General features: G+C 70.6%; 22 protein-coding genes and 1 tRNA gene. 14 read left to right on the top strand and 9 right to left on the bottom strand.

Translation table 11 applies throughout. The features are described 5' to 3' along the window. Positions 1 to 92: 92 nt before the first annotated feature. The 3 genes from MXD59_RS22555 to MXD59_RS22545 form a co-directional block, all read right to left on the bottom strand. A complete protein-coding gene (locus MXD59_RS22555) occupies positions 93 to 596 on the bottom strand; it encodes an LON peptidase substrate-binding domain-containing protein (protein WP_308301768.1) in 504 nt (167 codons plus the stop codon). Between the two features lie 215 nt (positions 597 to 811). Beyond that, on the bottom strand, positions 812 to 1,528 hold the full coding sequence (locus MXD59_RS22550) for a response regulator (RefSeq protein WP_163549301.1): 717 nt from the start codon (positions 1,526 to 1,528) through the stop codon (positions 812 to 814). Between the two features lie 462 nt (positions 1,529 to 1,990). Beyond that, the gene (locus MXD59_RS22545) at positions 1,991 to 2,737 is read right to left on the bottom strand and encodes a polysaccharide deacetylase family protein (protein WP_248826599.1); all 747 of its coding nucleotides are present in this window, start codon (positions 2,735 to 2,737) and stop codon (positions 1,991 to 1,993) included. A 145-nt stretch (positions 2,738 to 2,882) separates the two neighbouring features. Here MXD59_RS22545 and MXD59_RS22540 point away from each other — a divergent pair, with 145 nt between their 5' ends. After that, positions 2,883 to 4,505, top strand: a complete 1,623-nt coding sequence (locus MXD59_RS22540; RefSeq protein ID WP_248826598.1) for a phospholipase D-like domain-containing protein — start codon at positions 2,883 to 2,885, stop codon at positions 4,503 to 4,505. Continuing rightward, positions 4,499 to 5,383, top strand: coding sequence for a DUF459 domain-containing protein (locus tag MXD59_RS22535; RefSeq protein WP_248826597.1), 885 nt, complete (start codon positions 4,499 to 4,501; stop codon positions 5,381 to 5,383). Before MXD59_RS22540 ends, MXD59_RS22535 begins: the two co-directional genes overlap by 7 nt. On the opposite strand, the gene MXD59_RS22530 is transcribed toward MXD59_RS22535, so the two are convergent. After that, the gene (locus MXD59_RS22530; protein WP_248826596.1) at positions 5,279 to 5,656 is read right to left on the bottom strand and encodes a hypothetical protein; all 378 of its coding nucleotides are present in this window, start codon (positions 5,654 to 5,656) and stop codon (positions 5,279 to 5,281) included. The two genes, MXD59_RS22535 and MXD59_RS22530, sit on opposite strands and share 105 nt — an antisense overlap. Then, on the bottom strand, positions 5,653 to 9,483 hold the full coding sequence (locus MXD59_RS22525) for an ABC transporter ATP-binding protein (RefSeq protein WP_248826595.1): 3,831 nt from the start codon (positions 9,481 to 9,483) through the stop codon (positions 5,653 to 5,655). The genes MXD59_RS22530 and MXD59_RS22525 overlap by 4 nt, the downstream gene beginning before the upstream one ends. A gap of 49 nt (positions 9,484 to 9,532) precedes the next feature. On the opposite strand from MXD59_RS22525, the gene MXD59_RS22520 reads away from it, so the two are divergent. The 4 genes from MXD59_RS22520 to MXD59_RS22505 all read left to right on the top strand — a co-directional run bounded on the left by MXD59_RS22520 (position 9,533) and on the right by MXD59_RS22505 (position 11,463). Further along, complete coding sequence (locus MXD59_RS22520; protein ID WP_248826594.1) at positions 9,533 to 9,814, top strand: hypothetical protein; 282 nt, start codon at positions 9,533 to 9,535, stop codon at positions 9,812 to 9,814. 784 nt (positions 9,815 to 10,598) lie between these two features. Beyond that, a tRNA-Lys gene (locus MXD59_RS22515) sits at positions 10,599 to 10,671 on the top strand. A 121-nt stretch (positions 10,672 to 10,792) separates the two neighbouring features. Beyond that, a complete protein-coding gene (locus tag MXD59_RS22510; protein WP_248826593.1) occupies positions 10,793 to 11,128 on the top strand; it encodes a hypothetical protein in 336 nt (111 codons plus the stop codon). After that, positions 11,128 to 11,463 carry a type II toxin-antitoxin system VapC family toxin gene (locus tag MXD59_RS22505; protein WP_248826592.1) on the top strand — a complete coding sequence of 112 codons (336 nt, stop codon included), beginning with the start codon at positions 11,128 to 11,130 and terminating at the stop codon, positions 11,461 to 11,463. Before MXD59_RS22510 ends, MXD59_RS22505 begins: the two co-directional genes overlap by 1 nt. Positions 11,464 to 11,720: 257 nt before the next feature. On the opposite strand, the gene MXD59_RS22500 is transcribed toward MXD59_RS22505, so the two are convergent. Both MXD59_RS22500 and MXD59_RS22495 read right to left on the bottom strand, forming a co-directional pair. After that, positions 11,721 to 14,213: a CLIPPER-2 domain-containing protein gene (locus MXD59_RS22500; RefSeq protein WP_248826591.1), complete on the bottom strand. Its 2,493-nt coding sequence runs from the start codon at positions 14,211 to 14,213 to the stop codon at positions 11,721 to 11,723. A gap of 392 nt (positions 14,214 to 14,605) precedes the next feature. Beyond that, positions 14,606 to 14,974 carry a hypothetical protein gene (locus MXD59_RS22495; RefSeq protein WP_248826590.1) on the bottom strand — a complete coding sequence of 123 codons (369 nt, stop codon included), beginning with the start codon at positions 14,972 to 14,974 and terminating at the stop codon, positions 14,606 to 14,608. A 677-nt stretch (positions 14,975 to 15,651) separates the two neighbouring features. Between MXD59_RS22495 and MXD59_RS22490 the strand changes: the two genes are divergently transcribed. The 5 genes from MXD59_RS22490 (at position 15,652) to helR (ending at position 21,374) form a co-directional block, all read left to right on the top strand. Continuing rightward, on the top strand, positions 15,652 to 16,668 hold the full coding sequence (locus tag MXD59_RS22490) for a hypothetical protein (RefSeq protein WP_248826589.1): 1,017 nt from the start codon (positions 15,652 to 15,654) through the stop codon (positions 16,666 to 16,668). A 9-nt stretch (positions 16,669 to 16,677) separates the two neighbouring features. Next, a complete protein-coding gene (locus tag MXD59_RS22485; RefSeq protein ID WP_248826588.1) occupies positions 16,678 to 17,562 on the top strand; it encodes a hypothetical protein in 885 nt (294 codons plus the stop codon). Further along, positions 17,559 to 17,990 carry a hypothetical protein gene (locus MXD59_RS22480; RefSeq protein WP_248826587.1) on the top strand — a complete coding sequence of 144 codons (432 nt, stop codon included), beginning with the start codon at positions 17,559 to 17,561 and terminating at the stop codon, positions 17,988 to 17,990. The genes MXD59_RS22485 and MXD59_RS22480 overlap by 4 nt, the downstream gene beginning before the upstream one ends. 24 nt (positions 17,991 to 18,014) lie before the next feature. Further along, the gene (locus tag MXD59_RS22475; protein ID WP_248812255.1) at positions 18,015 to 18,788 is read left to right on the top strand and encodes an SDR family NAD(P)-dependent oxidoreductase; all 774 of its coding nucleotides are present in this window, start codon (positions 18,015 to 18,017) and stop codon (positions 18,786 to 18,788) included. 294 nt (positions 18,789 to 19,082) lie between these two features. Continuing rightward, a complete protein-coding gene (gene helR, locus MXD59_RS22470; RefSeq protein ID WP_248826586.1) occupies positions 19,083 to 21,374 on the top strand; it encodes an RNA polymerase recycling motor ATPase HelR in 2,292 nt (763 codons plus the stop codon). 249 nt (positions 21,375 to 21,623) lie between these two features. Here the strand turns inward: helR and MXD59_RS22465 are convergent, their stop codons facing one another. Beyond that, positions 21,624 to 21,890, bottom strand: coding sequence for an acyl carrier protein (locus tag MXD59_RS22465; protein WP_163549325.1), 267 nt, complete (start codon positions 21,888 to 21,890; stop codon positions 21,624 to 21,626). Positions 21,891 to 21,936: 46 nt separating this feature from the next. Further along, positions 21,937 to 22,764, bottom strand: coding sequence for a ferritin-like domain-containing protein (locus MXD59_RS22460; protein ID WP_248826585.1), 828 nt, complete (start codon positions 22,762 to 22,764; stop codon positions 21,937 to 21,939). Positions 22,765 to 23,036: 272 nt separating this feature from the next. Here MXD59_RS22460 and MXD59_RS22455 point away from each other — a divergent pair, with 272 nt between their 5' ends. The 3 genes from MXD59_RS22455 (at position 23,037) to MXD59_RS22445 (ending at position 25,733) form a co-directional block, all read left to right on the top strand. Next, positions 23,037 to 23,945 carry an LLM class F420-dependent oxidoreductase gene (locus tag MXD59_RS22455; protein WP_248826584.1) on the top strand — a complete coding sequence of 303 codons (909 nt, stop codon included), beginning with the start codon at positions 23,037 to 23,039 and terminating at the stop codon, positions 23,943 to 23,945. A gap of 245 nt (positions 23,946 to 24,190) precedes the next feature. Continuing rightward, positions 24,191 to 24,481 (top strand): hypothetical protein, encoded by a 291-nt coding sequence (locus MXD59_RS22450; protein ID WP_163550492.1) that lies wholly within the window; start codon positions 24,191 to 24,193, stop codon positions 24,479 to 24,481. A gap of 463 nt (positions 24,482 to 24,944) precedes the next feature. Continuing rightward, a complete protein-coding gene (locus tag MXD59_RS22445) occupies positions 24,945 to 25,733 on the top strand; it encodes an SDR family NAD(P)-dependent oxidoreductase (protein WP_248826583.1) in 789 nt (262 codons plus the stop codon). Positions 25,734 to 25,904 lie beyond the last annotated feature (171 nt).

Below are 25,904 nucleotides of genomic sequence, written 5' to 3'. Positions count from 1 at the left end.
AGACGGAGTGAGACCACCCCACTCCTAGCAGTGGGGAGGCGTCTGTCAGTGAAACAGGAAAACCTGCCCGCGAGGGTAGGAATCCCCGGTCTTCAGACCGGGGAGGATGTCAACAGCGCCCTGTACTCACGCGCCAGCCCCTGCGCACCTTCGTCAGCGCCGGCTTCGAGGTCACGGACCTCGGCCCAGCGCACCTTGACGGCGTCGCCCGCACCGGCGTCGCCCGCGGCGGCTTCAGCGTCGGGCGCGGGCGGTGCCGGACGCAGCGCGACGACGCTGACGCGGGACGTTCCCCGCACCACGGCGGCCGAACCGCCACGCGGCAGCCGCCCGGTCTGCTCGATCACCCCGACCGCGGCCACCTGGGCGAGCTGACCGTCGATCCGTGGGACGAGCAGCACCTGCGCGCCGCCCCCGGCGGGCCGGCTGGAGACGCCCGGCGCCCGAGCGTCGGAGGCGCCGGGAGCCCCGCCGGCACGGGCGGCATCCACGGCCGCACGGGTCTCGTCGTCGGCCAGGTCGAGGGACACCACCATGCCGGGCAGGACGACCGCGTCGTCCAGCGGCAGGACGGGCAACACCCTGTGCTGTGCCATGTGGTCCACCCTCACGTCAGGAAGTTGAGTCACCATGGCTTAACTCAGGTCAGTCCATCGATGTTCCGAAGCCTGATCGCCCTCAGCGAACGCCCTCGGCCACCGCTCTCGGCGCAGAGCTCAGCGCAGACCTCGGCGCCAAGGGCGGCGCAGACCGCCGGTACGGGACCCGCAGGTACCCGGCCCACCGGTAGGGGCTCAGCGCGCGGGTGGCGTCATTCGATGTCGAACAGGCCCTGGCGGACGGCGTACATGACCGCTTCCATCCGGGAGTGCAGCTGGAGCTTGTCGAGGATGTTGCGCACGTGGTTCTTGACCGTGTTCTCGCTGATGAACAGCTTGCGGGCGATCTCGCGGTTGGCCCGGCCCTCGGCCACCAGTCGCAGGACCTCGAGCTCACGGGCGGTCAGATGGGGGGCGGGGGCACGTGGTCGATCATCCGAACCGCGGGCCATGGTGGCGAACTCGACCATCAGCTTCGAGGCCATCGAGGGGCTGATCAGGCTCTGGCCGTTGTGCACGGCGCGGACGGCGTCGGCCACCTCGTGCGGCGGGATGGACTTGAGCAGATACCCGACGGCACCGGCCTTGATCGCGTCGAAGAGGTCGGACTCCTCGTCCGACATCGTCAACATCACGATCCTGGTCCGCGGCACCGCTCGGCGGATGGCGCTGGCGGCGGCGATGCCGTCGCGGCCGGGCATGCGCACGTCCATCAGGACGATGTCCGGCAGGGTGCCCGATGCCAGCGACAGCGCCTCCTGGCCGTCGCCGGCCTGACCGACGACACTGATGTCGTCCTCGATCTCCAGCACGGTCTGCAGGCCCTGCAGAAAAAGCTCATGGTCGTCTACGACGAGGACTCGAATCGGTGCGGAGCCCTCGACGGTGCCGGCTTCAGCGGCCGACGGCGGCACAACACTGGCCGTCATCACATACCCGGGTATCAGCGGCGAAACGTCCGGCCCATGACGCGGACGCGAACGAAAGAGGGTTCGGACACTCATCCACTCTACGTGATGAAGGACATACCAGTGGTCGTGACGGCGTCGGCGAGGTGGTGGCGCCGATCCCCGGTAAGGCATCCGACATGCCGGAAATAATACGGGGATCGGGCGCGGCGAACTGCGGGTATCAGCGGGTTCGTCCGCGATGCGGCAGCCGTTCCGGCCAGCCGACCCCAGCCCCGGACACCGACCGGACACCAGCAGGCGCGCAGACCACCCGAAAACGGACGCAGACGGCAAGCGTCGGGATTACCCGACGAGCCGCCAATGACCAATCGTCATTTGGGCAGCGAGGTTATCTATCGGTGCAGCAAATAGGCGAGGCGCGTCGCATCGTGGTAATACCGCTGGGTATCCGGTGATGTCGCATTCATCACCGGTGCCGCGTCAGACCCGGGCGAACAGACCGTGGTCGAACAGACCGTGCTCGGCCAGCGGGCCGACCCGCAACCCGGCGTCGTCGCAGCGGGCGGCGAGCTCGGGCAGGGCGCCCAGCGCGCTGCGCCAGGCACCGGGGGCGCTGGTGCAGTCACTGTCGTGCAGCAGCACCGTGGCGCCGCCGCGCAGGTCGGGGGCGAGGGTGGCGAGCACACTGGCCGGGGTGGCGTCGGCGGTCCAGTCCCGACCCCAGGCCGACCAGAGCACCGGGGTGAGCTCCAGGGCCCGGGCGGCCAGCAGCACCCCGGACGACAGGATGCCGTGGGGTGGGCGAACATGACGCGGCGGTTGGCCGGTCACCTCGGCGATCAGGTCGCGGGTGCGCAGCAGCTGGTCGTGGGTCGAGCGGGGGCCGCGCAGCAGCATGGAGCGGTGATCCCAGCCGTGCACGCCGAGCTCGTGCCCGGCCGCGACCATCTCCGCGGCCAGGCCCGGCGCCCGCTGGACCTGACTGCCCAGCACGAAGAAGGTGGCCCTTACCTCCAGCTCGGCGAGCACCGCAAGGAACAATGGGGTGGATGCCGGGTCAGGTCCGTCATCGAAGGTAAGCGCGACATGGTCGGGCGTGCCGATCCCGGCCAGACGTGGAGTGAGCCGGATGCGGGCCCGGCGCAGGGTCGCCAGCGACGGCAGTCCGTAGGCCACCCCGGCCGTCAGGCCGAACGTCACCATCAGTGGTACGCCGGAGGGCCGCATGCCGAGACTGTCCCACAGGGGCGATGGCTATGAGTCCGGTCACGCCCCCGGCTTCGCAGGCTGGTAAGAGGCGGTATGGGGCGTACTGGAACTGGGAGCAGAAAGTGAGGCGACGGTGACCGTTGACGGCACGACAGCGTTACCCGTGCCCAGCAAGGAGGAGATGCTCACGTCCTGGTTCCTCGCGGGCGACGAGCGGGGCAATCCGGACACCGCGCTGGATCGACGGCGCGGTGACGGGCGACTGTGGACGACCGGCAACCAGGTCGTGGCGCTCATCCATGGCCGGGAGTACTTCAGCCGGCTGCTGACGACCGTCGAGAGCCTCGACGCCGGTGACCTGTTGCTGTTCACCGACTGGCGCGGCGATCTCGACCAGCGCCTGGACGGTGCCGGCTCCGAGGTGGGTGAGGTGCTGGGCCGGGCGGCCGCCCGTGGGATCACGGTGCGTGGGCTGCTCTGGCGCTCGCATCTGGAGTTGCTCTCGTTCAGCTCGAAGCCGAACCGGCTGCTGGCCGAACGGCTGGCGGAAGCGGGCGCCCAGGTCGCGTTGGACCAGCGGGTGCGCGCCGGCGGCTCGCACCACCAGAAGCTCGTGATCGCCCGCCGCGGCGGCGACCCCGACGGTGGCATCGCGTTCGCCGGCGGGATCGACCTGTGTTACAACCGGCGCGACGACGCGGCACACGCCGGCGATCCGCAGAGCCAGCCGATCGCGAAGGCGTACGGCGACGCCCCGCCCTGGCACGATCTTCAGGTCGAGGTGCGTGGTCCGGCGGTCGGTGATCTCGAGTACACGTTCCGCGAACGCTGGGATGATCCGACGTCGTTGGAGAACCCGAACCCGGTGCGGCGGCTGTACTACCGGCTGCGTCCGGTGGCGACGTCCACCGAGCCGCTACCCGACCCGCAGCAGGCCGACCCGGCACCGGCCGGTTCGCACAACGTGCAGATCCTGCGGACCTACCCGCGGCGGCGGTGGGGGCCGTACCCGTTCGCGCGGGTCGGGGAGCGTTCGATCGCCCGCGCCTACCAGAAGGTGCTGCGGCGGGCCAGCCGGCTGATCTACCTGGAGGACCAGTACATGTGGTCCATCGAGGTCGCCGAGTTGTTCGCCGAGGCGTTGCGCCGCTCCCCGCGGCTTCATCTGATCATCGTGGTGCCGCGGCATCCGACCCAGGGCGGGGCGCTGTCGTTGCCGCCGAACCTGGTCGGCCGGCAGCAGGCGCTTCAGGTCTGCCGCGACGCGGGCGGTGACCGGGTCGCGGTGTACGACGTGGAGAACCACGCGGGCACGCCCGTCTACGTCCACTCGAAGGCGGTGACGGTCGACGACGTGTGGGCGTCGGTGGGGTCGGACAACCTCAACCGTCGGTCCTGGACACATGACAGCGAGCTCGCGGTGGCGACCATCGACGACGAGCTCGACCCGCGGGAGCCACGCGACCCGGGCGGGCTCGGCGACGGCGCCCGGGTGTACGCCCGTGACCTGCGCCTGAACCTGTGGCGTGAGCACCTGGACTGGGACGGTCCCGACGACGACCTGATCGACCCGGAGACGGGGTTCGCCCTGTTCCGCGAACGGGCGGCGGCGCTGGCCGCCTGGCACGCCGGCGGGCGGGTCGGTGATCGTCCGCCGGGGCGGGTGGTACCGCACACCCCGCATCAGCTCGGCCGGGTCCAGCAGGCCTGGGCACGATCGCTCTACCACGCGATCTACGATCCGGACGGTCGGCCCCGTCGGATGCGGACCGCCGGACGATGGTGATCGGCCGGACCAGACGACTCAGCCCGATCTCGTGGCTGTTCGTGACGGCCCTGGTGCTCGTCGCGGGTACCTGGGTCGTGCAGCATCCGGCGTCGCGGACCAGATCGGTCGCGGGCCAGCGGGTCGTGTTGTGGGGCGACTCGCTGGCCTGGGAGGCGGGGGCGGTGTTCACCCGGGACGTGGAGGCCGACCGGCACGCCACCGCGCTCGTGCGGACCTGGGGCGGGACCGCCCCCTGCGACTGGCTCCCCGATCTGGCGGTCCAGCTCCGCGCGTTCCGTCCGACCGTGGCGGCGCTGGCGTTCTCCGGTAACGAGGGCACCCCCTGCATGCGCGGCCGGGATCTGGTCGCCGCCTACCGGGCCGACGTCGGCCAGGCCGTGGATCAGCTGACCGCCGCCGGGGTCGCCGTCGTCCTGGTGGAGGCGCCGCCGCGGTCGGACCAGCCGGTGGACGCCGCGGGCCGCACCGCGCTGGACCGGGTGTGGCAGCGGATCGCCGCCGACCATCGTCCCGGCGGGGTCGTCACCGTCGCACCGGCGGGACGGGTGGTGACCGACAACGGCCGGTTCACGCCGACCCTGCACTGCACCAGGGGCGAGACCTGCGGGCCGAGCGGCTTCGTGACCGTCCGCAGCCCGGACGGCACCCACTTCTGCCCGCTGACGGTGCCGCCGATGACCCCCTGCCCGCTGCCATCGCCGGGCGCCGCCCGCTACGGAGCGGCGATCGCGACGGCGACGCTGTCCGCCGGGGCCGACCGCGACGGCGGTTCAGGCGACCCGGCGGGTGGTCGCGATGCGGCGTCCCGTGACGGAACGGCGGTGCAGGCCGAGCTCATCCCGCCAGGACAGGTAGGTACGGTCCGGCATCCCTAGCGCGCACAGCCGGTCGGCGAGGTCGGCCGCGAACGTCTCGGCCTCCTCCGGTCGACGCAGCGCCAGGGCGAGGCCGTGTTCGTCGACAGCGGTGATCCCGGCCCGTTCCCGCAGCTTGGCGTCGACGAGCTGATCGACGAGTTCGTCGGGCCCGGAGAGCTCACGGGGCAGCTCCGGCCAGGCGACGTCGACGACGAGCATCGCATTCGTCCACATGTTGACCTCCCTGGATCGCTGGGGTGGACGTCCCCAGGCCGCCAGGGATCGAATCATGCCATCGCGGAATTGTCGGCGTTTCCCGCGGTGAACGCCGCCCAGAGCCGGCTGTAGGCGCCGCCGGCGTCGAGGAGCTCCGCATGGGTGCCCTGTTCGGCGACACGTCCGCCGGCCATGACGACGACCCGGTCGGCGCGGGCGGCGGTGGTGAGCCGATGGGCGATGACGATCGTGGTCCGCCGGGTGGTGACAGCTTCGGCGGCGGCGGTGACGGCGGCCTCGGTGGCGAGGTCGAGGGCGGCGGTGGCCTCGTCGAACAGCAGGATGTCCGGGTCGGCGAGTTCGGCGCGGGCGAGCGCGAGCAGCTGGCGCTGCCCGGCGGACAGCCCACGGCCACGTTCGCCGACGGGATGGTCGTAGCCCGTGGGCAGCGATGCGATGAACGCCTCGGCGCCGACGGCCCGCGCCGCCGCACGTACCTGTTCGTCGGAGGCGTCGGGCCTGGCGTAGGCGATGGCGTCGCGCACGGACCCGGAGAACAGGAACGGTTCCTGCGGCACGATGCCCAGGCGCCGCCGGTAGCCGGACAGGTCGAACTCACGCACGTCCACCCCGTCGACGCGGATCGCCCCGCCGGTGACGTCGTAGAAGCGGGCGACGAGTTTGAGCACCGTCGACTTGCCCGCCCCGGTCTCCCCGACGAACGCGACGGTCTCCCCCGGCGCGATCCGCAGGCTCACCGCGTCCACCGCCCGGGTCTTCGTCCGCTGCCCGCCCACCGTGTAGGCGAACGTCACATCATCGAGGATGATCTCGCCGGCCAACCGGCCGACGGCTCGCGGATGCTCGGCGGGCGGCGTGGACGTCGGCGTGCGCAGCAGGTCGGACAGCCGCCGCAGCCCCACCATCGCCTGCTGGTAGCCGTCGAACACCTGCGACAGCTGCTGGACGGGTGAGAAGAACAGATTGACGTACAGCATGAACGCGAGCAGCCCACCGGCCGTCAGCGATCCGTCGTCGACCAGGTGCGCGCCGACCCCGAGCACCAGGGCGAGCGCGATCCGGGACAGGAACTCCACCCCGGGGAAGTAGATCGCGATCATCCGCTGGGCGCGGACGCGGGACACCCGATAGGCGTCGGAGAGCTCACGGAAACGTTCCTGGTTGACCTGTTCACGGCCGAAGGCCTGCGCGACCCGCAGCCCGGTCAGGTTCTCCTGCAGGGACGCGTTGACCGCGCTGACCCGCTCCCGCGACTCGGTGTACGCCGCGGACGAGCGCCGCCGGAACACCACGGTCGCGGCGATGAGCACCGGCAGCACGGCCACGACGACGAGGGCGAGCTGGGCGTCCAGGATCAGCAGCGCGACCAGCACCCCGAAGAACGACAGCAGGCTGACGATCGCGGTGGTCAGCCCCGTCTGCAGGAACGTCGACAGCGCGTCGACGTCCGTCGTCATCCGGGTCATGATCCGCCCGGCGAGCTCACGCTCGTAGTAGTCCAGTCCGAGCCGCTGCAACTGCGCGAAGGTCTTGACCCGCAGCACGTAGAGCAGCCGCTCCCCCATCCGCCCGGTGACCCTGGTCTGCCAGACCTGGACCACCCAGTCGGCGAGGGTCACCGCCAGCGCGACACCAGCCGTGGCGAACAGCGCGTTCCGCGCGCCCGTGCTCACCCCGTGGTCGACGGCGTGGCGCACCAGCGCCGGCACGGCGAGCCCGGCGAGTGCGTCCAACGCGACCAGCAGCAGGCCCACCACCAGCGGAATCCGCACCCAGGCCAGCAGTCGTCGCAGGGTGAAACCCGGGTCGGGCGCGGCGGCCGCGCCCTGGTCGATGTGCGGATCCTCGGTCGCCGGTGGCAACGCGTCGACCTTGGCGAGCAGGTCCGGTGTCGCCGGGACATCCCCGAACGCACCCCCGCCCCCGAACGCCCGCCCCGCCGGCCCGCGAAACCCCTGGCCACCGCCGATCCCCCCGGCACCGCGGCCAGCGAAGCCACCTCGTCCACCATCAGCGCCGGCGGTGGTGGTGGACCGCCGCTGCCCGGCGGAGATCGCCTGGACGGGCAACGCCGCTGGCATCGACGGCGGCTGTGCCGGCAACGCCGCCGCGGCCGGCTCCGACCCAGGCTCCGACACCGGCTCCGGTTCCGGTTGCCCGGGTTCCTCGGCGAGGCGGTCGCCAGGACCGGCGAGCAGGCGGCGAAACAGCGAGCAGCGGGCGGCGAGTTCGGCCTCGCTGCCCTGGTCGACGACCCGGCCGGCGTCCAGGACGGCGACGCGGTCGGCGAGGTGCAGGGTGGAGCGGCGGTGCGCGATGAGAATCGTGGTGCGCCCGCGCATCACCTCGGCGAGCGCGGTGTGGATCTCCGCCTCGATGCGGGCGTCGACAGCGGACGTGGCGTCATCGAGAACCAGCACCCGTGGGTCCGTGAGCAGGGCGCGGGCGAGTGCGACCCGCTGGCGCTGCCCACCGGACAGGGTCAGCCCCTGCTCGCCGACAACCGTGCCGTAACCGTCCGGCAGTTCGCGGATGAACCCGTCGGCCTGGGCGGCGCGGGCGGCCGCGACGATCTGCTCCTCGGTCGCGTCCGGCCGGCCGTAGCTGATGTTCGCCCGGACCGAGTCGGAGTACAGGAAACTGTCCTCGAAGACCATGCCGAGCTGCCCGCGCAGACCCGCGAGGGTCAGCGTGCGCACGTCGTGCCCGTCGAGGCGGACAGCTCCGCCCTGCGGATCGTAGAAGCGCGCCAGCAGCTGCGCGATCGTCGACTTGCCCGAGCCGGACGTCCCGACAAGCGCCAGGGTCTCGCCCGGTTCGACGCGCAGGCTCACCCCCTGCAACACCGGCCGCTCCGGCTGGTAGCCGAAGGTGACATCGTCGAGTTCGACGAGGCCACGAGCGGCGCCCTCGAGCGGACGCGCGTCCGGTGCGTCGCTGATCGTGGGCCGCGAGTCGATGATCTCGAAGATCCGCACGGTGCTGGCCTTGGCCTGCTGGCCGACGGTGAGCAGCCCCGCGAGGGTGCGGGTCGGCCCGATCAGAGCGCCAAGGTAGGTGCTGAACGCGAGGAACGTGCCGAGCGTGATCCTGTCCGTGAGCGCCAGCCACCCGCCGAACGCCAGCACCGCGACCTGCCCCAGCGCCGGCACCGCCTGCATCGCCGCGCCGAACCGGCTGGTGATCCGCACCGCCCGCATCCGCAGCGCGAACAGCAGCCGCGCGTGCCCCGCGACCCGGTCAAGCTCCCGCGACTCCTGCCCGAACCCCTTGACCACCCGCACCCCGGCGACCGCCTCCTCGACGGCCCCCGCGACCTCCCCCGCCTGCTGCTGCGCTGCCCAGGTCGCCGGAAAGACGGTGTGCCGCGCCCGAATCCCCAAGAAGTACAGCGCCGGCCACATCGCCAGCGCGATCAGCGTCAGCAACGGCGACAGCCACGCCATCGCCGCCATGGACGCGAAGAACAGCAGCACGTTCCCACTGACCATCGGCAGATACGACAGCAACCCCTGGATCGCCGTCACATCGGAGATCGCCCGCGACACCACCTGCCCCGTGGACAACTGGTCCTGCCGGTTCCCGTCGAGCCGCTCGATCGTCGCGAAGACCTGGTCACGCAGGTCATACTGCACGTCCAACGAGAGCTTCCCGCCCGCGTACCGCCGCACGAACGTCAACACGAAGATCAGCACACCGGACGCGAGCAGCACCACCAGATACGGCGCCAGCGCATGCCGATGCGTCACCACCACGTTGTCGATGACCGACCGCTCCACCAACGGCACCGCCGCCGTGATCAACGTCCCGACCAGCGACGCCCCGAACGCCAGCAGCGCGTTGCGCCGATAGACCAGCACCGCCCCCAGCAGCCGCCGCACCCACCCCCGATCCCGCTCCGCGCTGGACGGCTCGGCATTCGGCTGCTCGGTGTTCGGCTGCTCGGTGTTCGGCTGCTCGGCGCTGGACGGCTGCTCGGCGCTGGAGGGCTCGACGTTCGGCTGGGCAGCGTTCGACGAGTCGGTGCTCGACGGGTCGGCGTTGGGTTGGGGCCGCCCGTGGGAGTCCGACGTCGAATGCGGCGGCGTCGCGGTGGTCGCCTGCGACGCGGCCGTGGACGCGGATGCGGATGCTTCGGTGCTCGCGGTGACCTCCAGGATGTGCGGGCGCGCCGAACCAGCCGCCGTCGGAGCTCACGCGATGGACAGCTGACGGCGGAGGTCCGTGACCGCCGCTTCGACGTTACGTCCGTCGGCGTCCGTGCACGGCCCAGTCAGTGTCTATCAGCGCAACATTCCCGCAACGCCGTTGATGCCCACACCACACCGCCACCAGACCACACCCCGCCCTCCACACTCAGCCCCTGCCCCCTGTCCTCCGCCCTCCGCCCAGCCGCCACACCCAGACCCCTGCCCTCCTTGCTCCTTATCTCCCTTTTCCACCCGTTCCGGACTGCCGCAACCCACCCCACCTCCGCCCGCATTACCCGCGCACGCCCTGACCCGCCTGGCCCGGGACGCCCCTCCCGCCATGCCCCCACCGTCGCGACCGCACCGCCAGACAAACCAGCCCATCCACCCGCTTGCCGAGGCCTGTTCGGAAATCGACCCCCTGATTCCCCGACCAACCCTCGGCATGGCACCGAACACCCCTCGGCACGACAAGATCGCAACCCGGCAGGCGCGCCGGACACACCCTCCCCCTCCTCCCCACCACCAACCCCGGCCAGCCACCACACCAACAATCACGTAGCGAACCAAGCCAGATCCCTTCAGTCACCACCGTTCCGATCAGGGTGTTCCGCGGAACCGCCGCCCCACCACCAGCACCCCCGACACACCCAGATCACCGAGCCCCGACCGTCGCGACCGGGCCGAGCCGCCCGCCGTGACCGACCTGTCCACCAAGTCCGACCCACCCCCCAGTCACACCCCCCGCGCAGCCTGGTAGAGTTCTCCATGTCGACGCGGCAACCAGCTGGGAACGCGAAGGCAACGCGCCGTTAGCTCAATTGGCAGAGCAGCGGACTCTTAATCCGCGGGTTCGGGGTTCAAGTCCCTGACGGCGCACCCGCTCCCACCAGGTCATCTGACCTTTGGTGCTGCTATCCCGAAAGTCTTTAGTGGTCCTGGGCTGTCGCTCTCGTCATGGACTCCAAGACGATCTTTCATTAGAGCTACGCTGGAGTATATGAGCGTGGCCCACAACCACTACTCGGAACTGCACGCCCTCGTCGACCGGCTTGCCCCGGAACGTACCGCGGATGCCCGGCGGGCGCTGTTGCGCTTGGTCGCGGCGAACCCCCACCTGGACGAGGAAGCCGCGACCCAGAGCGCGGTATGGGCGGGACCGTCCTTCATCGGAGCCTTCGACAGCGGACACGATGACCTGTCCGAGCGGGTGGATGAGACCCTGTTCGACAGCGACGGCCCTGGGAGTAACACACGGTTATCCTTTGGGGCACCGGTCCTCTGTACGCCGCGCTCGACCGCCGGGACAAGCATCACGAGGCGAACGCCGCCCTGATGCGGCGAACAGCCCCACCGCTCCTCGTGCCAGCGCCGGTCGTGATCGAGACCTGCTACCACCTGACCAAGCATCTCGGTGCCCGCGCCGAGATCGCGTTGCTGAAGACCTTTCAGGGCGGCGACCTGGCGATGGTCACACCGACGGAGTCGGACTTCGACCGCGCCGTCGAGCTGGTGGAGCAGTACGCCGGGTTCCCACTTGGCATCACCGACGCCTACGTCATCGCGATCGCCGAACGCCTCGACATCACCCGCCTGGCCACCATCGACCGCCGGCACTTCCTGGCGGTGACACCACGGCACTGCCCCGGCTTCGAACTGCTCCCGGCCTGATGACGAAGGCCGTGACCCGACGCAGGTTTTCCGGGTCACAGACGAACAGCGTGGGGATCTCGCGTATGGTTCGCCTCGAAATCGCCGCCCAGCAGGGTTCCACAGCGGTGCAGGATCTGGCTGCCCGCGCGATCGAGCGTCCGGGGTTGCGGGGATCGACCCGGTCCGGGTAGCCGGCGGGGCGGGATAAGGAGGGCGACATCGGGCGAACGCCGCTGGCCTCGCCTACCGGGCCGCCGGCTGGAACCAACCGCCGATCAGAACCAGGGGAAGCGGTACGGGACGGTGATGGTGGCGGGGGTGGAGTGCAGCGGCGGGTCGGTGGGGGTGATCGTGGCCTGGGCGTGGGCGGTCACGGCGATCGACCTGGCGCTGACGTCCGCCGAGGTGGTGGTGCGGGTGGCGGAGCAGGTCAGCGAGCTGTTGGCGGCGATGGTCGTCACGGGGCAGTCGACGGCGGGTCCGCCGGGGCCGGTGTCGATGGTGAGGCCGGTCAGTGGGCGCGCACCGGCGTTCGTGACCGAGAACAGCAGGGTGAGTTCCTGCCCCGCACCGGTGAACGACCCCTGGGCCGGCCAGGCGACCAGGGCCAGGTAGTGGCGCAGCACCGTCAGCGTGGCCGGCGCCGAGGTGACCGGCGGGCCGGTGTACGGCGTGCCACCGGCCCAGGTGGTGGTGGTCAGCGCACCGGCGGCGGTGTCCGCGGCGGTGGCGGTGTAGGTGCGGGTGCAGGTCACGGACGTGCCCGGGGCGAGGGCGGTCGTCGGGCAGGTCAGCGGCGCCAGGGCTGCGCCGGGGTTCGCGGCGTAGGCGACGAGGTCGGTCAGCTGATCGGCACCGGTGTTGGTGACCTGGTAGCCGAAGGTCAGTTCGGAGCCGGTGGTCTGGAACGTCGTCGGGTAGGACGTCGGCGTCACCGTGAGACCGGTGCGCAGTGTCCGGAACAGCCGTGCCCCGGCCGGTGGTGAGCTGACCGGCGGGCCGGTGTTGGTGGTGCCCAGGGCGACGGCGGTGGTCGCGACGTGGCCGCGCGCCACGTCCACGATCGTGGTCGGGTAGCTGCCCTGGCAGGTCACGGACGCGCCGGGGGCCAGCTGGAAGGCACAGCGGATCGGCGCCCAGGGGCGCAGGCCGTCCACCACCGAGGTGAGCAGGAACGAGGTGGGGCCGTTGTTGGTGACGGTGTAGGTGAGGCCGATCGACTCACCGACATCGGAGAACGTCGGCGCGGAAGGGGTGACGGTCAGCGACACGCCCCCAGGGGTGTTCCGCGGGACCGTCAGCACCGACGGGTCGGACACCACGGGGGCGCCGGTCGCGGGCCGGCCGACGGCGACCACGTCGCTGTCGGCCTGACCGGCGTCGATCTGGCTCTGCGAGACGCTGCTCTCCTGCGTGCACACGGCCTGCTCGGACGGGGCGAGGACAAGCTCCGGCACCGCGCAGTCGACGATCGGGCCGGCCGACGCCGAGCGGCGCAGCAGGCTCACCGTGAGCGGCACGTCACCGGTGTTGGTCACGGTGTGACGCAGCTGCCGCGCCTGGCCCACCGTGGAGATCACCGGCGGTTGGGATGTGGTGGTGAGCGTGAGCGCGGGGCTGCCCGACGCGGGTGGCGCCGGCGCGGGGGCGTACGGGGTGACGTGGACCAGCGTCGAGGAGTAGAGGTAGCGGCCGGTGAGGTCGATCACCGGGATGCCCCAGCCGCGCACGGTCGCCGCGGCCCCGCCGGCGTCGATCTGGGCCTGGGAGCTTAGGACATGCGCCTGGCAGGTGACCGACGCCCCGATCAGGATCCGCCGGTTCTCACAGATGGCGTACTCGTTCGGGGAGTGCACGTCGAGATCGAGGCCGGCGCCGGCCAGGATTCGGCTGGTGTTGTTCGTCAGGACATAGGTGGTGACCACCTCCTGCCCGACGGTCGTGAACAGCGAGTCCTCCCGCAGGAAGGCCAGGTCCACCTGGCCGGTGAGGGCGATCGGCGCGCTGGCGGACGCGGCGGCGGAAAGCACCGAGGTGCCGTCCGCGGACAGTCCGGCGGCGACGGCGGTGACGTTCACCGCGCTCTGACCGACCTCGAACATGCCGGCCCAACCGGTGGCGGTGCAGGTCGCGGTCGCACCCGGGTCGAGCAGGTAGGACGTGCAGGTCGCCTCGGAGGTGCTGGCGGTCGAGGCGATGCGCAGCGCCCCGACCGTGGCGGTGCCGGTGTTGGTCACCTGGTAGGTGTAGGTGACGGCCTCGCCGTACCCGCTGATCACCGGCGGGGTGATCGTCGCCTCGAGATGCAGGCCCAGGCCCAGCGCCGAGTCGTCGCGGGCGATGGTGCTCGCCGGGGCCGAGAGGACGACCGGGCCGCCGTCGAGCGGGGTCGCGGTCGCCAGGACGGTGACGCCGAACGCGTGGGTGTCGACGTCCGCCTGGGTGGTGGTGTGCGAGGCGGTGCAGCTCGTGACCGTGGCCGGGGGCAGTGTGGTGGCGGCGCAGGTGACCGGGGTCAGCCCGGTGCGGGCCGGTTGCACACGCAGGTCCCGCACCGGGCCCGGGCCGCCGTTGCCCACCAGGAAGGTGAAGGCGAGCTCCTGGCCGACGCCGGTGAAGGTGGACGGTGCCACCGCCGCCGTCACCACCAGCTCGGGCGGCACCGCCGGCTCGGCGCGGGCCGTCCCGGCACCCACCCAGCCGACCGTTCCCACTGTCAGAACAGCGATGACGGCCAGCAGGGTATCCAGCACCCGAGCACGCGACATACACCGAATGATTGCACTGAGTAATTCCCCGCCTCGCTTTTCGCCTGGACGGGCGGCGTGTCGCCATCCTGCGCGACACAGATCCGAGACAACCGGAGACAACCATCCTGAACAGGTGTTTTTTCTTCTGGAAAGCGTGCTCCGGGCGGCGCCTCACCGGCCCGGCCCGAGGTCGACCCGCCACACCGATACCCTTGTACCGTCATCTTCCAGATATCGGAGTCATCGGCCTTCCGCCGGCTCGATGACCGCGTCCGGGAAATGATGGGCAGCGCCCGGAGAAGCTCATTCCTGCCGGCGCTCCTTCCTGTCGGCGCTCCTTCCTGCCGGATCGCGCCACTGAGATGTCCGCCTGTCAGGAGACCAGGGAACATGAGCGCCAGAACCGAGGGCTACGAGCCTGGCCGGGCCGCCGATCCCGACGCGCGTACCCAGGATGACGTGGCCGCGGCCCTCGCCCGCATCGTCGACGACCGGCGGCGTCGGCTGCCGGCGGCCCGCGCCCGGGTGGAGAACTGGCTGGCGGCCAGCGAGATCCTGGCCACGCTGCCGGCCGCGCTGGCGGCGCTGCCCGCGGAGCTCGCCGCGGCCACGGAGATCGAACGCGCCGCGCTGGAACTGCGCTCCCCCACACTCGGACGTGAACTGGCCGAGGTGGTCGAGTCGTTTCGCGCCGTCGTGCGCCGGTTCTCCCGGGAGACCGTGACGATCGCCGCCAGCGGTGAGGCGCGGGTCGGGAAGAGCACCCTGCTGCAGTCCATCACCGGTCTCGGCGATGGGCAGCTGCCGGCATCCACCGGTTCCCGGGTGACCGCGGCGCGCATCGTGGTCTTTCATTCCCCGGCCGCCCAGCGGGCCACCCTCACGCTGCATTCCTTCGAGAGCTTTCGACAGCACGTTCTTCGGCCATACCACGTGGGCCTGAACATTCTTCCGGTGCCGGCGTCCCCGGAGGAGTTCGCCCGCTACCGGTATCCGGAGGTCACCGACCTCGCGAACGAGGAACGCGGTGGCCACCGCCAGGCGGCCCTGCTGCGCCGGCTGCGGGACATGCAGGACTCCTTCGGGTCCTACCGGGAGCTGCTGCGCGGCACCGAGCAGGACATCGCGCTTTCCGACGTCCGCGGCTACGTCACCTACCCACCGGCGTCGCAGGAGGCCGCCGGCGGCGCGAGCCGCCCCTACCTCGCGGTCCGCGAACTGCGCGTCCACACCCCGTTCCCGCACGCGCGGGTGGACCGGTTGGCGGTCGTCGACCTGCCGGGCCTGGGCGAGGTGTCGGCGGAGGCGCACATCCACCACATGGAGGCGTTGCGCGACGACGTCGACCTGGTCCTGCTCGTGAAACGGGCGGGTCAGGGGCTGGCCCTGTGGCGGGAGGAGGACGAGCAGAACCTCGACCTGCTCGACGAGGCCCGCGGGCCGATCACCGCCCGGCGTGACCGGGAAACGGATTCGCCAGAACGAGGACGAACTCACCGGGGACCTGCTCGCCGGCGAGTTCCGCGCGGGTTCGCTGTCGGGCACGGAAAGCGTCAACTACTACCACATGCAGATCACGCCGGACGATGTTCCGGGCGAGGGCCTGGCCATGACGTTCATGGACTTCCCCGGCCGGCTGCTCACCCCGTCCGAGCGGGCCACCCGAGCCGCGGAATGGGCGGAGATCCTGGCCTTCACCCGGGTGAGCACCGCCCTGCTGATCCCGATCGACGCGGTCGTGCTCATGGAGGCACGCACCAAGGACCAGCACCGCGCGATACCGCGCCTGCTGGGCCTGGGCGACGTCCGGACAGTCGCGGAGACCTGGGCGACAAGCCGCAACACCCGGCGCGGCGAACCGGCCACGGTGATCTTCTGCCCGGTGAAGTGCGAAAGCTACTTCACCGACCAGGGCGGCCGTGGCCGCGACCGTTCCCACGAACTCGCCCGCAGGGTGCAGGAAGTGCACGCGAACGTGGTCGACACCATCCACCGCGAGGCGGGCCACGCGCAGCTGCTCTACGCGCCGATCGACAGCATCGGCTGCGTCGAACTCGTCGATCCGCACTGGACGCTCATCGACGGCGGGAAAATACTGGAACCCGACCCGGAGTTCCTGGTCCGCCCACCCGGTCGGCGCAGTGTCGTCGGGGCCAAGGACGTTCTCATCCCGCTGGTGAACCAGGCCGTCAACGCCGCCCGGCAGAGCGCGGAGAACCTCGAGAAGGCCGCTCGGGCCGAACAGGAACGACGCACCGAAGTCAACGGCCTCACCTTCTGGGACGCCGCCTCCAGATTCGGTTTCTGGACCGAGGTGCGGGACCGGATGGACGGCGCCACGAAACGTCGGAAAACGCTGAAGGAAGGCGCCACCGTCGAGGCCGCCGCGGCCCTGCGTACCCTCGACGCCTACGACAACGTGCTCGCCGGGATCAGCAACCGCAGCTTCGGCCCACGGGTTCGCACCCTCTAAGGAGATCCCATGCGCGTCACGGTGATGACCAGGGGTCGCGCCCGGGCGAACGACTACACCTTCTTCCCCGAACCACCGGCGGACTCGTGGTGGCGCGCCTACGGCTCCCACACGTCCTTCGAGCACCCGACCCTGCTCGTCGAGTCGGACGGCCAGGCAGGTACGTGGCGTCTGTACGCCGGCGGCATTCCCTCCAGACGGCGGGATTCGCAGGCGACCCGCATCCGGTACTCCTGCGTTCTCGACGGCGGCACCGGCGAGGCCGAGGGTGTCGGCCTCGCCGGTGCCCTCGTCACCGCCTGGCTGGTCGAGGACGAGCGCGCCAGACTGGGCCGCCGCCTCGACCAGTGGGCCGGTGAGGACATCGTCGACGCCTGGTACCTGACCGACACCACCCGCCCCGGGCCCGACGAGGTCGCCCACGCCGTCGCCGCGGCGGTGGATGTCACCGGCCCGCACGAGGCCACGCCGACCGCCGAGGCCACCGCTCCCTGGCCGTGGCCTGGGGACGTCGTGGTGGGCAGCCTGGCCGCCGACGAGGCGAAGGAATCCCTGCTCACGCTGGTCACCGCACTGCTCACGGGCACGGCCGCCGGGGCCGCCGTCCTGCTGAACCTGCTGGACTTCGGCAGATGGCCCGACCCGTCACCCGACCTGGTCGCCCTGGTCAGCCGCAGCGGCCCGGACGTGCTGATCCTCGACCCGCACAGCGCCATCCCCCTCGCCCTGGCCGCCCCCACGGCGTCGACGCCGGCGCCGGCGGTGCCCGAGGTGATGCCCGGCCCAAAAGGCCCGTTCCCGGCCCGCCGGATTCTGCTCGCGGCGATTCCGCTGATAGCCCTGGCGACACTGACAGCAGCCCTGACTCTTGGTTTCCTGTTCCTGCACAGGTGAAGTCGGTCTTCGGATTCCTCAAGGGCGCCCACGACTATGTCCACTCCAGTCGAAATCCTCGAGCGCAGTCGCTTCTCCTGCTCGTCTCACCCGTGCTTCTCAGCGGCCAGGGCAGCGTCCTGCTCAGCCCGGGCCCCTGGACGCTGCCCCGCTATGACATGACAGCCGTCAAGGACGTTCCGGGCGAACTACGGTGGATACTCCGCGTCCGCGCCGGCCTGACTGTTCGAATCGGCCACAGGATCGACAGTTTCGACCGCCCAGGCGGCGAATCCCACCAGTACTACAGCTGCCAGCTGGCCGATCCAGAGCGTTCCCAGCCGACGACCGAATACCACTGGTTCACGGAGATCCAGGCGACGGAGAAAATCGACGACGAGTTCGACCTTGACATGATTCGGTGGGCGTTCTCCGCCCATGACCACTAGCCAGTGGCGGATGAGAGGTGCGCGGTGGGAGATTTCCTGACGGACCTGTTCTCGTTGGACGGACGTTCGGCGGTGGTGACCGGGGCCACCTCCGGGATCGGCCGGGCCATCGCGGGCGCACTCGGCCGGGCGGGAGCCCAGGTCGTCGCGCTGGGCCGCCGCACCGACGCGCTCACCGCGGTGGTGGCCGAACTGCGCGCCGCCGGGGGCGCGGCGGAGGGCATCAGCGTTGACCTGGCGGATCGAGCGGAGCTGCGTCGGGTGGCGGAGCGCGCGGCCGAGCCGTTCGGCGAACCGGACATCCTGGTGACCGCGGCAGGCGTGAACCTACGGCCGCCGTTCGGCGACCTCACCGACCAGCAGTGGGATCAGACGATGGCCGTGAACCTGGACGCGCCCTATCTGCTGGGCCGACGGTACGGGCCGGCGATGGCGGCGCGCGGCTGGGGGCGGATCGTCAATCTGGCGTCGCAGCAGACGATTCGGGCGTTCGGGAACAGCGGTGCGTACGGGGTGTCCAAGGCGGGCATCGCCGCGCTGACCAGATCGCAGGCCGAGGCCTGGTCGAAACACGGGGTGTGCTGCAACGCGATCGCACCCGGATTTGTTCGGACACCCATGACCGCTGCCGTTTTCGAGGACCCTGGACGAGCGGAAGCCCTCGCGGCCCGTACGATGATCGGGCGCAACGGGGAACTCTCGGATTTCGTGGGTGCCGCGGTTTTCCTCGCCGGCCCGTCGGCCGCCTACATCACCGGGCAGACGCTCTTCGTCGATGGCGGCTTCTCGGCCACCTGAGCGGTGACCCCAGAACCTGTGACCCCAGAACCTGTGACCCCAGAACCTGTGACCCCAGAACCTGTGGGCCCAGAACCTGTGGGCCCAGAACCTGTGGGCCCAGAAGTCGTGACCCCAGAAGTTGCGGGCCCACTCTCTGCCACTTCTAAGCTATAGCACGGTGGGGGGCTTGCCGCAAGACCCGGTGGATGCCGCAGAATCGCCAGCCGTGGCTGGCATCCGTGGTGGAACGGGTGCCCGGTCCGCGCGCAGTGGTCGTCCGCGACCTCCGACCGAAAGCTGGAGCTGACGCTGTTGAACTCCCTCACCACCAGCGCGTTCGACCTGCCCGAGCATCTCGCCGCGAAGGGCGACGAGGCTCTGGTCGGCGACGACGATCGGCACTTCGCCGCCATCACGGCCAGCCTCGAGCGGCAGATCGCCGAGCTCACCGAACGTCTCGTCCAGGCGCGTCGCCGGCCAGGCGGCAAGGGTCAGGCCGCGATGGACCGCGACCTGGAGGTGCACCGCCTCACCGACCGGCTGCGCACACTGAGCCGCTTCGGCCTGGATCTGTGCCTGGGCCGGATGGTCCACGCCGACAGCCCAGACGGGCCAGACGGGCCAGACGGGCCAGACGGGCCAGACGGGCCGGTGTACATCGGTCGTCTCGGCCTGCTGGACCAGGCCGGGCGGCGGCTGCTGCTCGACTGGCGCTCCCCCGCCGCCGAGCCGTTCTTCGGTGCGACCCACGCGAACCCGATGGGTTTGGCGAGCAGACGCCGCTACCGCTGGACCCTCGGACGGATCACCGACTACTGGGAGGAGGTCTTCAGCACGGACGGCACCGGCGAAGCTGGCACGCTCGAAGGGCATGCCGCGCTCGACGACCAGTCCGCCTTCATCGCGAGCCTGGGCAGCAGCCGCTCGCCCCGGATGCGGGACGTGCTGGGCACCATCCAGGCCGATCAGGACGCGATCATCCGCGCGGGCTCGCGTGGCGCGCTGGTCGTCGACGGCGGCCCCGGCACCGGCAAGACCGTCGTCGCCCTGCACCGCGCCGCCTACCTGCTCTACGCCGACCCACGCCTGCGCCAGCGCCGACGCGGCGGTGTGCTGGTCGTCGGCCCCCACCAGCCCTACCTGGTCTACACCGCCGACGTCCTGCCAAGTCTCGGCGAGGAGGGCGTGCAGACCTGCACCCTGCGCGACCTCGTCCCCGAAAGCGCCAGCGTCCCCGGAGCGGTCGACGGTGCCGAGGAGCCCGCGGCGCTGGTCGAGCGGCTCAAGGCGTCGGCACGCTGGGTGGAGGCGATCGACACGGCCGTGCGCTTCTACCAGGAGCCACCGACGGTCACGGTGACGATCACGACTCCGTGGTCGGACGTCCGACTCACCGCCGACGACTGGGCGCAGGCGTTCGACGTGGCGCAGGTCGGCACCCCGCACAACGAGGCACGCGACCAGGTCCTCGAGGAACTGCTCACGATCCTCGAGGAGAAGTTCGCCAACGTCCTGGTCGGCGATCCCGACGGGGACGGCTACGAGGAGATTCCCCCCGAGCAGCTGCGCGCGGCCCTGCTGCGTGACCGGGGATTCCGCGGCGCGTTCGCACGGGCCTGGCCGCTGCTGGACGCACCCGACATCGTCGCCGACCTGTGGTCCGTGCCGGCTTACCTGCGCAGATGTGCGCCGTGGCTGAGCCGCGAGGAGGTCGGGGCGCTGCGCCGCGCCGACTCCCGGGCGTGGACGAACGCCGACCTGCCGCTGCTCGACCTCGCCCGCCAACGCCTCGGCGACCCGCGGTCCGCCCGTCGGCGCCGCCAGCAGGCGTCCGCCGCGGCGGCCGAGCGGGAACGGATGTCCCATGTCGTCGACAGTCTGCTCGCGGCCGAGGACGACTACGAAGGGGCTGCGACGATGCTCGTCGGCCAGGACATGCGCGACGCCCTGGTCGACGCGGACGCGTTCACCCGCACCGACCCCGACCTGCTCGCCGGCCCCTTCGCGCACATCGTCGTCGACGAGGCCCAGGAACTCACCGACGTGCAGTGGCAGATGCTGCTCGCCCGCTGCCCGTCACGCAGTTTCACCATTGTCGGCGACCGCGCTCAGGCCCGCCACGGCTTCACCGAGACCTGGCGGGAACGCCTCGCCCGGGTCGGTTTCGACGAGGTTCGGCTCGCCTCGCTCAGCATCAACTACCGGACGCCTCAGGAGGTGATGGCCCAGGCCGAACCGGTGATCCGCGCCGCGCTGCCCGACGCCAACGTGCCGACGTCCATTCGCGCCAGCGGCCTGCCCGTCACCCGGGCGGCGGTGAGCGACCTGGAGAGCATTCTGATCGACTGGCTGGACGGGCGGTCCGAGGGCACTGCCTGCGTGATCGGCACCGCGGATTTCCAGCCGTCGGAACGCGTCCGGGCTCTTCCCCGCGTTCAGGTGCTGACACCGACCCTCGCGAAGGGCCTCGAGTTCGATCTGGTGATCCTGGTCGACCCGGAGACCTTCGGCGTCGGCATCACCGGCGCGGTCGACCGCTATGTCGCGATGACCCGCGCCACCCGCCACCTCGTCCTGCTCTCCCCGTCTGATCTCCCCGTCTGATCTCGTCCGCACCTGATCTCGTTGGCACCTGATCCGGCCAGCACCTGATCCGGCCGGACGTCTGGCGCCATCGATCCCGCGCGATCAGAATCCGGAAGGCCGTCCGGAGCATCCACCTGGGCCAGGATGTCCCGGACGGCCACGACGATCAGAAGGATCGATCGATCAGCACGGCCATATGGTCAGCGAGGTGCGAATACGTTCGCCCATCCCATCGCACGGAAATGAATGTCCGGTGCAGGGGTTCGGTCAGAGGGCCGGCGCGGAGAGGGCAGCCTGGACGACGCGGACGACGTCGTTGATCGAGGAGAGGGTGAAGACGTCCTGGTCGTCGATCTCGATGCCGTAGGTGCGCTCGACCCGCGAGATCATGACGAGAACCTTCACCGAGTCCGCGCCTTCGGCTCCCCGCAGGTCCGAGTCCGGTGCGAGGCGGTCCAGTGGGATGCCGATCTCGCGATGCACGATCTCGGTGACGGTACGAAGGATCTCGTCTCGGGACGCGGCGGTGGTCATGCTGACACTCCTTGCCTGGTCGGATGGCCTGGTCGGACCGGGCTGGTCAGGCGGGCGTCTCGGCCGCGGCCAGGTCGGCCATGGCGCCACGGATGGATGAGTTGCGGCTGAGATCGAGACCCACGGCCGTCCCGAGCATGCGCCGGAGCTTCGCCTGCAGCTTGTCCAGGGCGTCGGGCGCGGAGATCTGGAGGTAGACGTCGATGACGTCGTCGACGGTCTCGTAGCCCCGCATCTGTTCCACCCGCTGGTGCTTGTAGACGCCCACCGGGTGATTGAGCCGGGCGCTCGTCACGTAGAAGTGGATGCGCTCCAGCACCGACTTCAGCTCATGTGGGTGCTGCTCCAGCCGGCGCTTCAGATAGTAGAGGAACTCGCGGGCGTGCCCCGCCTCGTCCCGGCTCGCCCGCAGGAAAAGATCGGCCAGAACGGGTTCCTCGACCCATTCCGACAACGCCCGGTAGACCGTGTTGACAATGATCTCGGAGATCACGTTCGTGGTCAGCGTCGCGCTCGGGGTGACGCCGGCCTCGTACGGCTCCCGCAACGCCTCGATCCTCGCCTGGTCAATGTGGATGTCGACCCCTCGCAGCCACGCCCGGAACGCGTAGTGGTGCTGGAGCTCCTGATAGGCCCAGACAGCGACGAAGGCCGAGCAGTCGTAGTCGTCGTCGAACTCGCTGAGGAATCCGTGCAGACCAGGAAGAGAGGTGGCCTCACCCATCACCACGCCCTTGACAAGGGGAATGTAGGCGGGCTGGACCAGATCGCGACGGATGTTGTCAAGGTCGAGGTCGGAGACCTTCCACTGCAGACGCTCGTAGTGCGTGAAGACCTCGAAGCTGTGCGCCGTTTCCGGCGTGGCGGTCGGCATGGGAGAATCCCTCCTGGGTATTTCCTCGCAGCCCGTTCCGCCGCCACCATATTCGGCCCGCCAGCCGCCGGCAACCATTGATCACAATATCCCAATCGCACAATCCACATCTGCTATCTCGCGGCATCCGGGCTCTCAGCCGCCGCCGGTCGGGGGCGGACACGCACCCGCGACCCCGCCCACGATCCGCGCGCCTGCCGGCATCGCCCTGCGGTACAACCGGAATGGGCCCCCTGCCCGGGAGGGCCGAACCTGTCGAGAGGATCGTGCCCGTGACCTCGCCTTCTTCCCCCGCAACGGCCAGCGGGATCGCGTCCGGACCGCGCACACCCGGGTTCGGGGTGCATCTGGGATCGGTCAACCCCAAGGCCTGGGTGGACGTCGCGGTCGAGGCCGACCGGCTCGGGTTCGAGTCGGTGTGGGTACCCGAGCACGTGGTCGTGCCGATCGAGACGAGCGGGAGCCCGTTCGCCGGGTCGGACCATCCGCCGATCCCGCCGAACGTCCCGGTGCACGACGCCCTGGCGATGCTGAGCTTCATCGCGGCGAAGACCACCAGGATAAAAATCGGTACAAATGTGTTTAATATTGGACTTCGCCATCCTTTTCTCACCGCACGGGCGGCGACGACGGTGGACATCCTCTCCGGTGGCCGGCTGGCCCTCGGGGTCGGCGCGAGCTGGCTGCGGGCGGAGTGGGACGCGCTCGGCCTCGACTTCGACACCCGCGGCGCACGGATCGACGAGATCCTCGACGTCCTGCGCCGGCTGTGGACCGAGGAGGTCGTCGAGCATCACGGCCGGTTCTTCGACTTCGGTCCGGTCATGTTCGAACCGCGGCCGGTGCGCCCGAGCGGACCGGCGCTGCACATCGGCGGAGACGGAGCCGCGGCACTGCGCCGAGCCGCCACGTACGGCACCGGCTGGATGCCGATGAACCACACCGCCGAGCAGCTACCGGCGTCCCTGGAGCGCCTGGCCGCCCTCGCCGAGCGCGCGGGACGCACCGACCCGCTGGAGGTCACCATCAGCGGCCAGGTACGCCGGCCCGAGGACATCGAGCCCTACGTCAAGGCCGGAGTGACCCGGATCATCGTCCAGCCGTGGGCTCGCTCCCGGGAGGCGATCGACGAAATGCGGCGCTTCGCGGCGGATGTCATCGTCCCGCTGGGTGCCGGCTGAACCGACCGGGGCGGCATCGTTTTGCACCAGGCCCGCCGAGGCACGCCCAGTGCCACCGAGACGGCTCGACCGTGCGCCCTCGACCCGTACGCTGAGCCGACGCTATCAATTCAGCACCGCCACAAAATCTGCATACATACAGTATTTTTGGAACTACCCGCAGTAAAGCGATGCAGGTCGCAGGAAACAAGCCGCCTTCTTGTTGCATCGTTATAGATGTCAGCACTAATTGCGGGAGTGACCTAATGCATTCTGTGGACCACGTCACCATCGTCGGCCCGTCGGACGGCGGCTTAGGCATAGAGCTGCCTCGTCAGGACCTACGGCACCGCGCCGAGCTCGCGGGCCGCACCGACCGGACGGGCGCTCGCGTACGAGCCGCTCTGCGCTGCGCGAACGGGCCGCTGCGCGCCCGCGTCCTCGCGCACACGCTCGACCTTCCGTCGTCCGAGGTCACCGCCGCCCTACGGCGGCTACAGGAACTCGGCGCCGCCACCTCACGGGACCGCAGGTGGACCGCCGTCATCGACGACTGAGCCGAACCCGGGGCGCCTGAGCCGAACCGGGACGACGATCCCGGCCGCCCGCTACCGAACCGCGATGCCCGAGGCGACGAGCCGGCCAACGAAGCTCCGGCTCGCCTCGACCCCGAACGACCCGCCGAGCACAGCACCGTCCTGGTCGAAGCACATTCGACGGACTCGGCCGACCACGGCCGGGTTTCCCCTGACGGGCGCCCCCGGCGGCGTCATTACGCGCGTCACATTATTGCGGTTTTATCAACGCCGGGCCGAGATGTTTCGTTGAAGACGAACTCACAGGTGATGGCGGTTTCGCCGTTCCGGCAGGTGTCCGAGCCCGGATTGGCCTCGATGTTGTCCGTATCCGGCCCACCGTTGCGCATCTGAGCCGACGCGCAGGGGTCACTGTCCGGCGACCCTGCGTTCACCTTGACCGGGGACGCTTGCCACCGAGGGACCACGGACCTTCGGAGGCAGCGTGGCACGGTCGTCGGTCATCGTCACCGGCGCGGCGTCGGGGATCGGACGCGCGTGCGTGCACCTGTTCACCGAGCGCGGCTGCGACGTGGTGGCTGTCGACAACGACAGGTCCCGCCTCGAGGATCTGGCCCGAGCTCCCCGAGCCGACGGGTTGGCCGGACCGGGCGAGCTCGTCACGCTGGTCGGGGACGTGTCCAGGCAGGAGACGGGCACGGCCATGGTGCGCGCGGCGCTGGAGCGCTTCGGCCGCCTCGACGTCGCGGTGCTCAACGCCGGGATCGGCGGCACCCTGCCCTGGGAGGACGAAGGCGCGATCGCCCGGCTCGACGAGATCCTGGCGGTCAACGTGCGCGGCGTCGCGATCGGCATCCGGTCGAGTGTGCCGGCGCTGCGGGCCGCCGGCGGTGGAGCGATCGTCGTGACGGCGTCCAGCGCGGGGCTCGCGGCCGACCCGGGCAACTGGGCCTACAACGCGTCCAAGGGCGCGGTGATCAATCTGGTCCGGGCGGCGGCACTTGATCTCGCCGCCGCGGACATCCGGGTCAACGCGATCGCCCCCGGCCTGACCGAGACACCGCTGATGGCCCGCCACCGCGACATCCCGGGGCTGGTCGAGGCGTCCAGCCGGCGCGTCCCGCTGCAACGCTGGGGGCTTGCCCGGGAGCAGGCCGCGGCCATCTGGTTCCTCGCGTCGGCCGACGCCGCCTACATCACCGGCGCCGTCCTGCCCGCGGACGGCGGCCTGACGGCGATGCACGGCGCCGTCCCCCCGCCACCCCTGGCCTGACGACCGACGGCCACACCTGGCCTGACGACCGCGGCTGGTGGCCGCCCCAGCGGTGGCCTGCCACGGTGCAAGGGGGACGTGCAGGGCCGCACCTGATGGTTGCGCTCTTTGCGGGATCGGCCCAGCACGGTGTGATGTGTTCACCGGCGGACGCACAGACCGCGTCCCAGC

Source organism: Frankia umida, from assembly GCF_023242945.1.
GTDB classification, from domain to species: domain Bacteria; phylum Actinomycetota; class Actinomycetes; order Frankiales; family Frankiaceae; genus Frankia; species Frankia umida.
The sequence above is the reverse complement of the archived record's forward strand: the minus strand, read 5'-3'. Positions and strand labels throughout refer to the sequence as shown.

What these genes read in the sequence shown, in the direction of transcription:
- MXD59_RS22555 (WP_308301768.1), bottom strand. Translation starts at nt 596, where the DNA reads ATGGCACAGCACAGGGTGTTGCCCGTCCTGCCGCTGGACGACGCGGTC.
- MXD59_RS22550 (WP_163549301.1), bottom strand. Translation starts at nt 1,528, where the DNA reads ATGACGGCCAGTGTTGTGCCGCCGTCGGCCGCTGAAGCCGGCACCGTC.
- MXD59_RS22545 (WP_248826599.1), bottom strand. Translation starts at nt 2,737, where the DNA reads ATGCGGCCCTCCGGCGTACCACTGATGGTGACGTTCGGCCTGACGGCC.
- MXD59_RS22535 (WP_248826597.1), top strand. Translation starts at nt 4,499, where the DNA reads ATGGTGATCGGCCGGACCAGACGACTCAGCCCGATCTCGTGGCTGTTC.
- MXD59_RS22530 (WP_248826596.1), bottom strand. Translation starts at nt 5,656, where the DNA reads ATGATTCGATCCCTGGCGGCCTGGGGACGTCCACCCCAGCGATCCAGG.
- MXD59_RS22510 (WP_248826593.1), top strand. Translation starts at nt 10,793, where the DNA reads ATGAGCGTGGCCCACAACCACTACTCGGAACTGCACGCCCTCGTCGAC.
- MXD59_RS22505 (WP_248826592.1), top strand. Translation starts at nt 11,128, where the DNA reads ATGCGGCGAACAGCCCCACCGCTCCTCGTGCCAGCGCCGGTCGTGATC.
- MXD59_RS22500 (WP_248826591.1), bottom strand. Translation starts at nt 14,213, where the DNA reads ATGTCGCGTGCTCGGGTGCTGGATACCCTGCTGGCCGTCATCGCTGTT.
- MXD59_RS22495 (WP_248826590.1), bottom strand. Translation starts at nt 14,974, where the DNA reads ATGGACTGCAGCAGGGTGCTCTTCCCGACCCGCGCCTCACCGCTGGCG.
- MXD59_RS22485 (WP_248826588.1), top strand. Translation starts at nt 16,678, where the DNA reads ATGCGCGTCACGGTGATGACCAGGGGTCGCGCCCGGGCGAACGACTAC.
- MXD59_RS22465 (WP_163549325.1), bottom strand. Translation starts at nt 21,890, where the DNA reads ATGACCACCGCCGCGTCCCGAGACGAGATCCTTCGTACCGTCACCGAG.
- MXD59_RS22460 (WP_248826585.1), bottom strand. Translation starts at nt 22,764, where the DNA reads ATGCCGACCGCCACGCCGGAAACGGCGCACAGCTTCGAGGTCTTCACG.
- MXD59_RS22450 (WP_163550492.1), top strand. Translation starts at nt 24,191, where the DNA reads ATGCATTCTGTGGACCACGTCACCATCGTCGGCCCGTCGGACGGCGGC.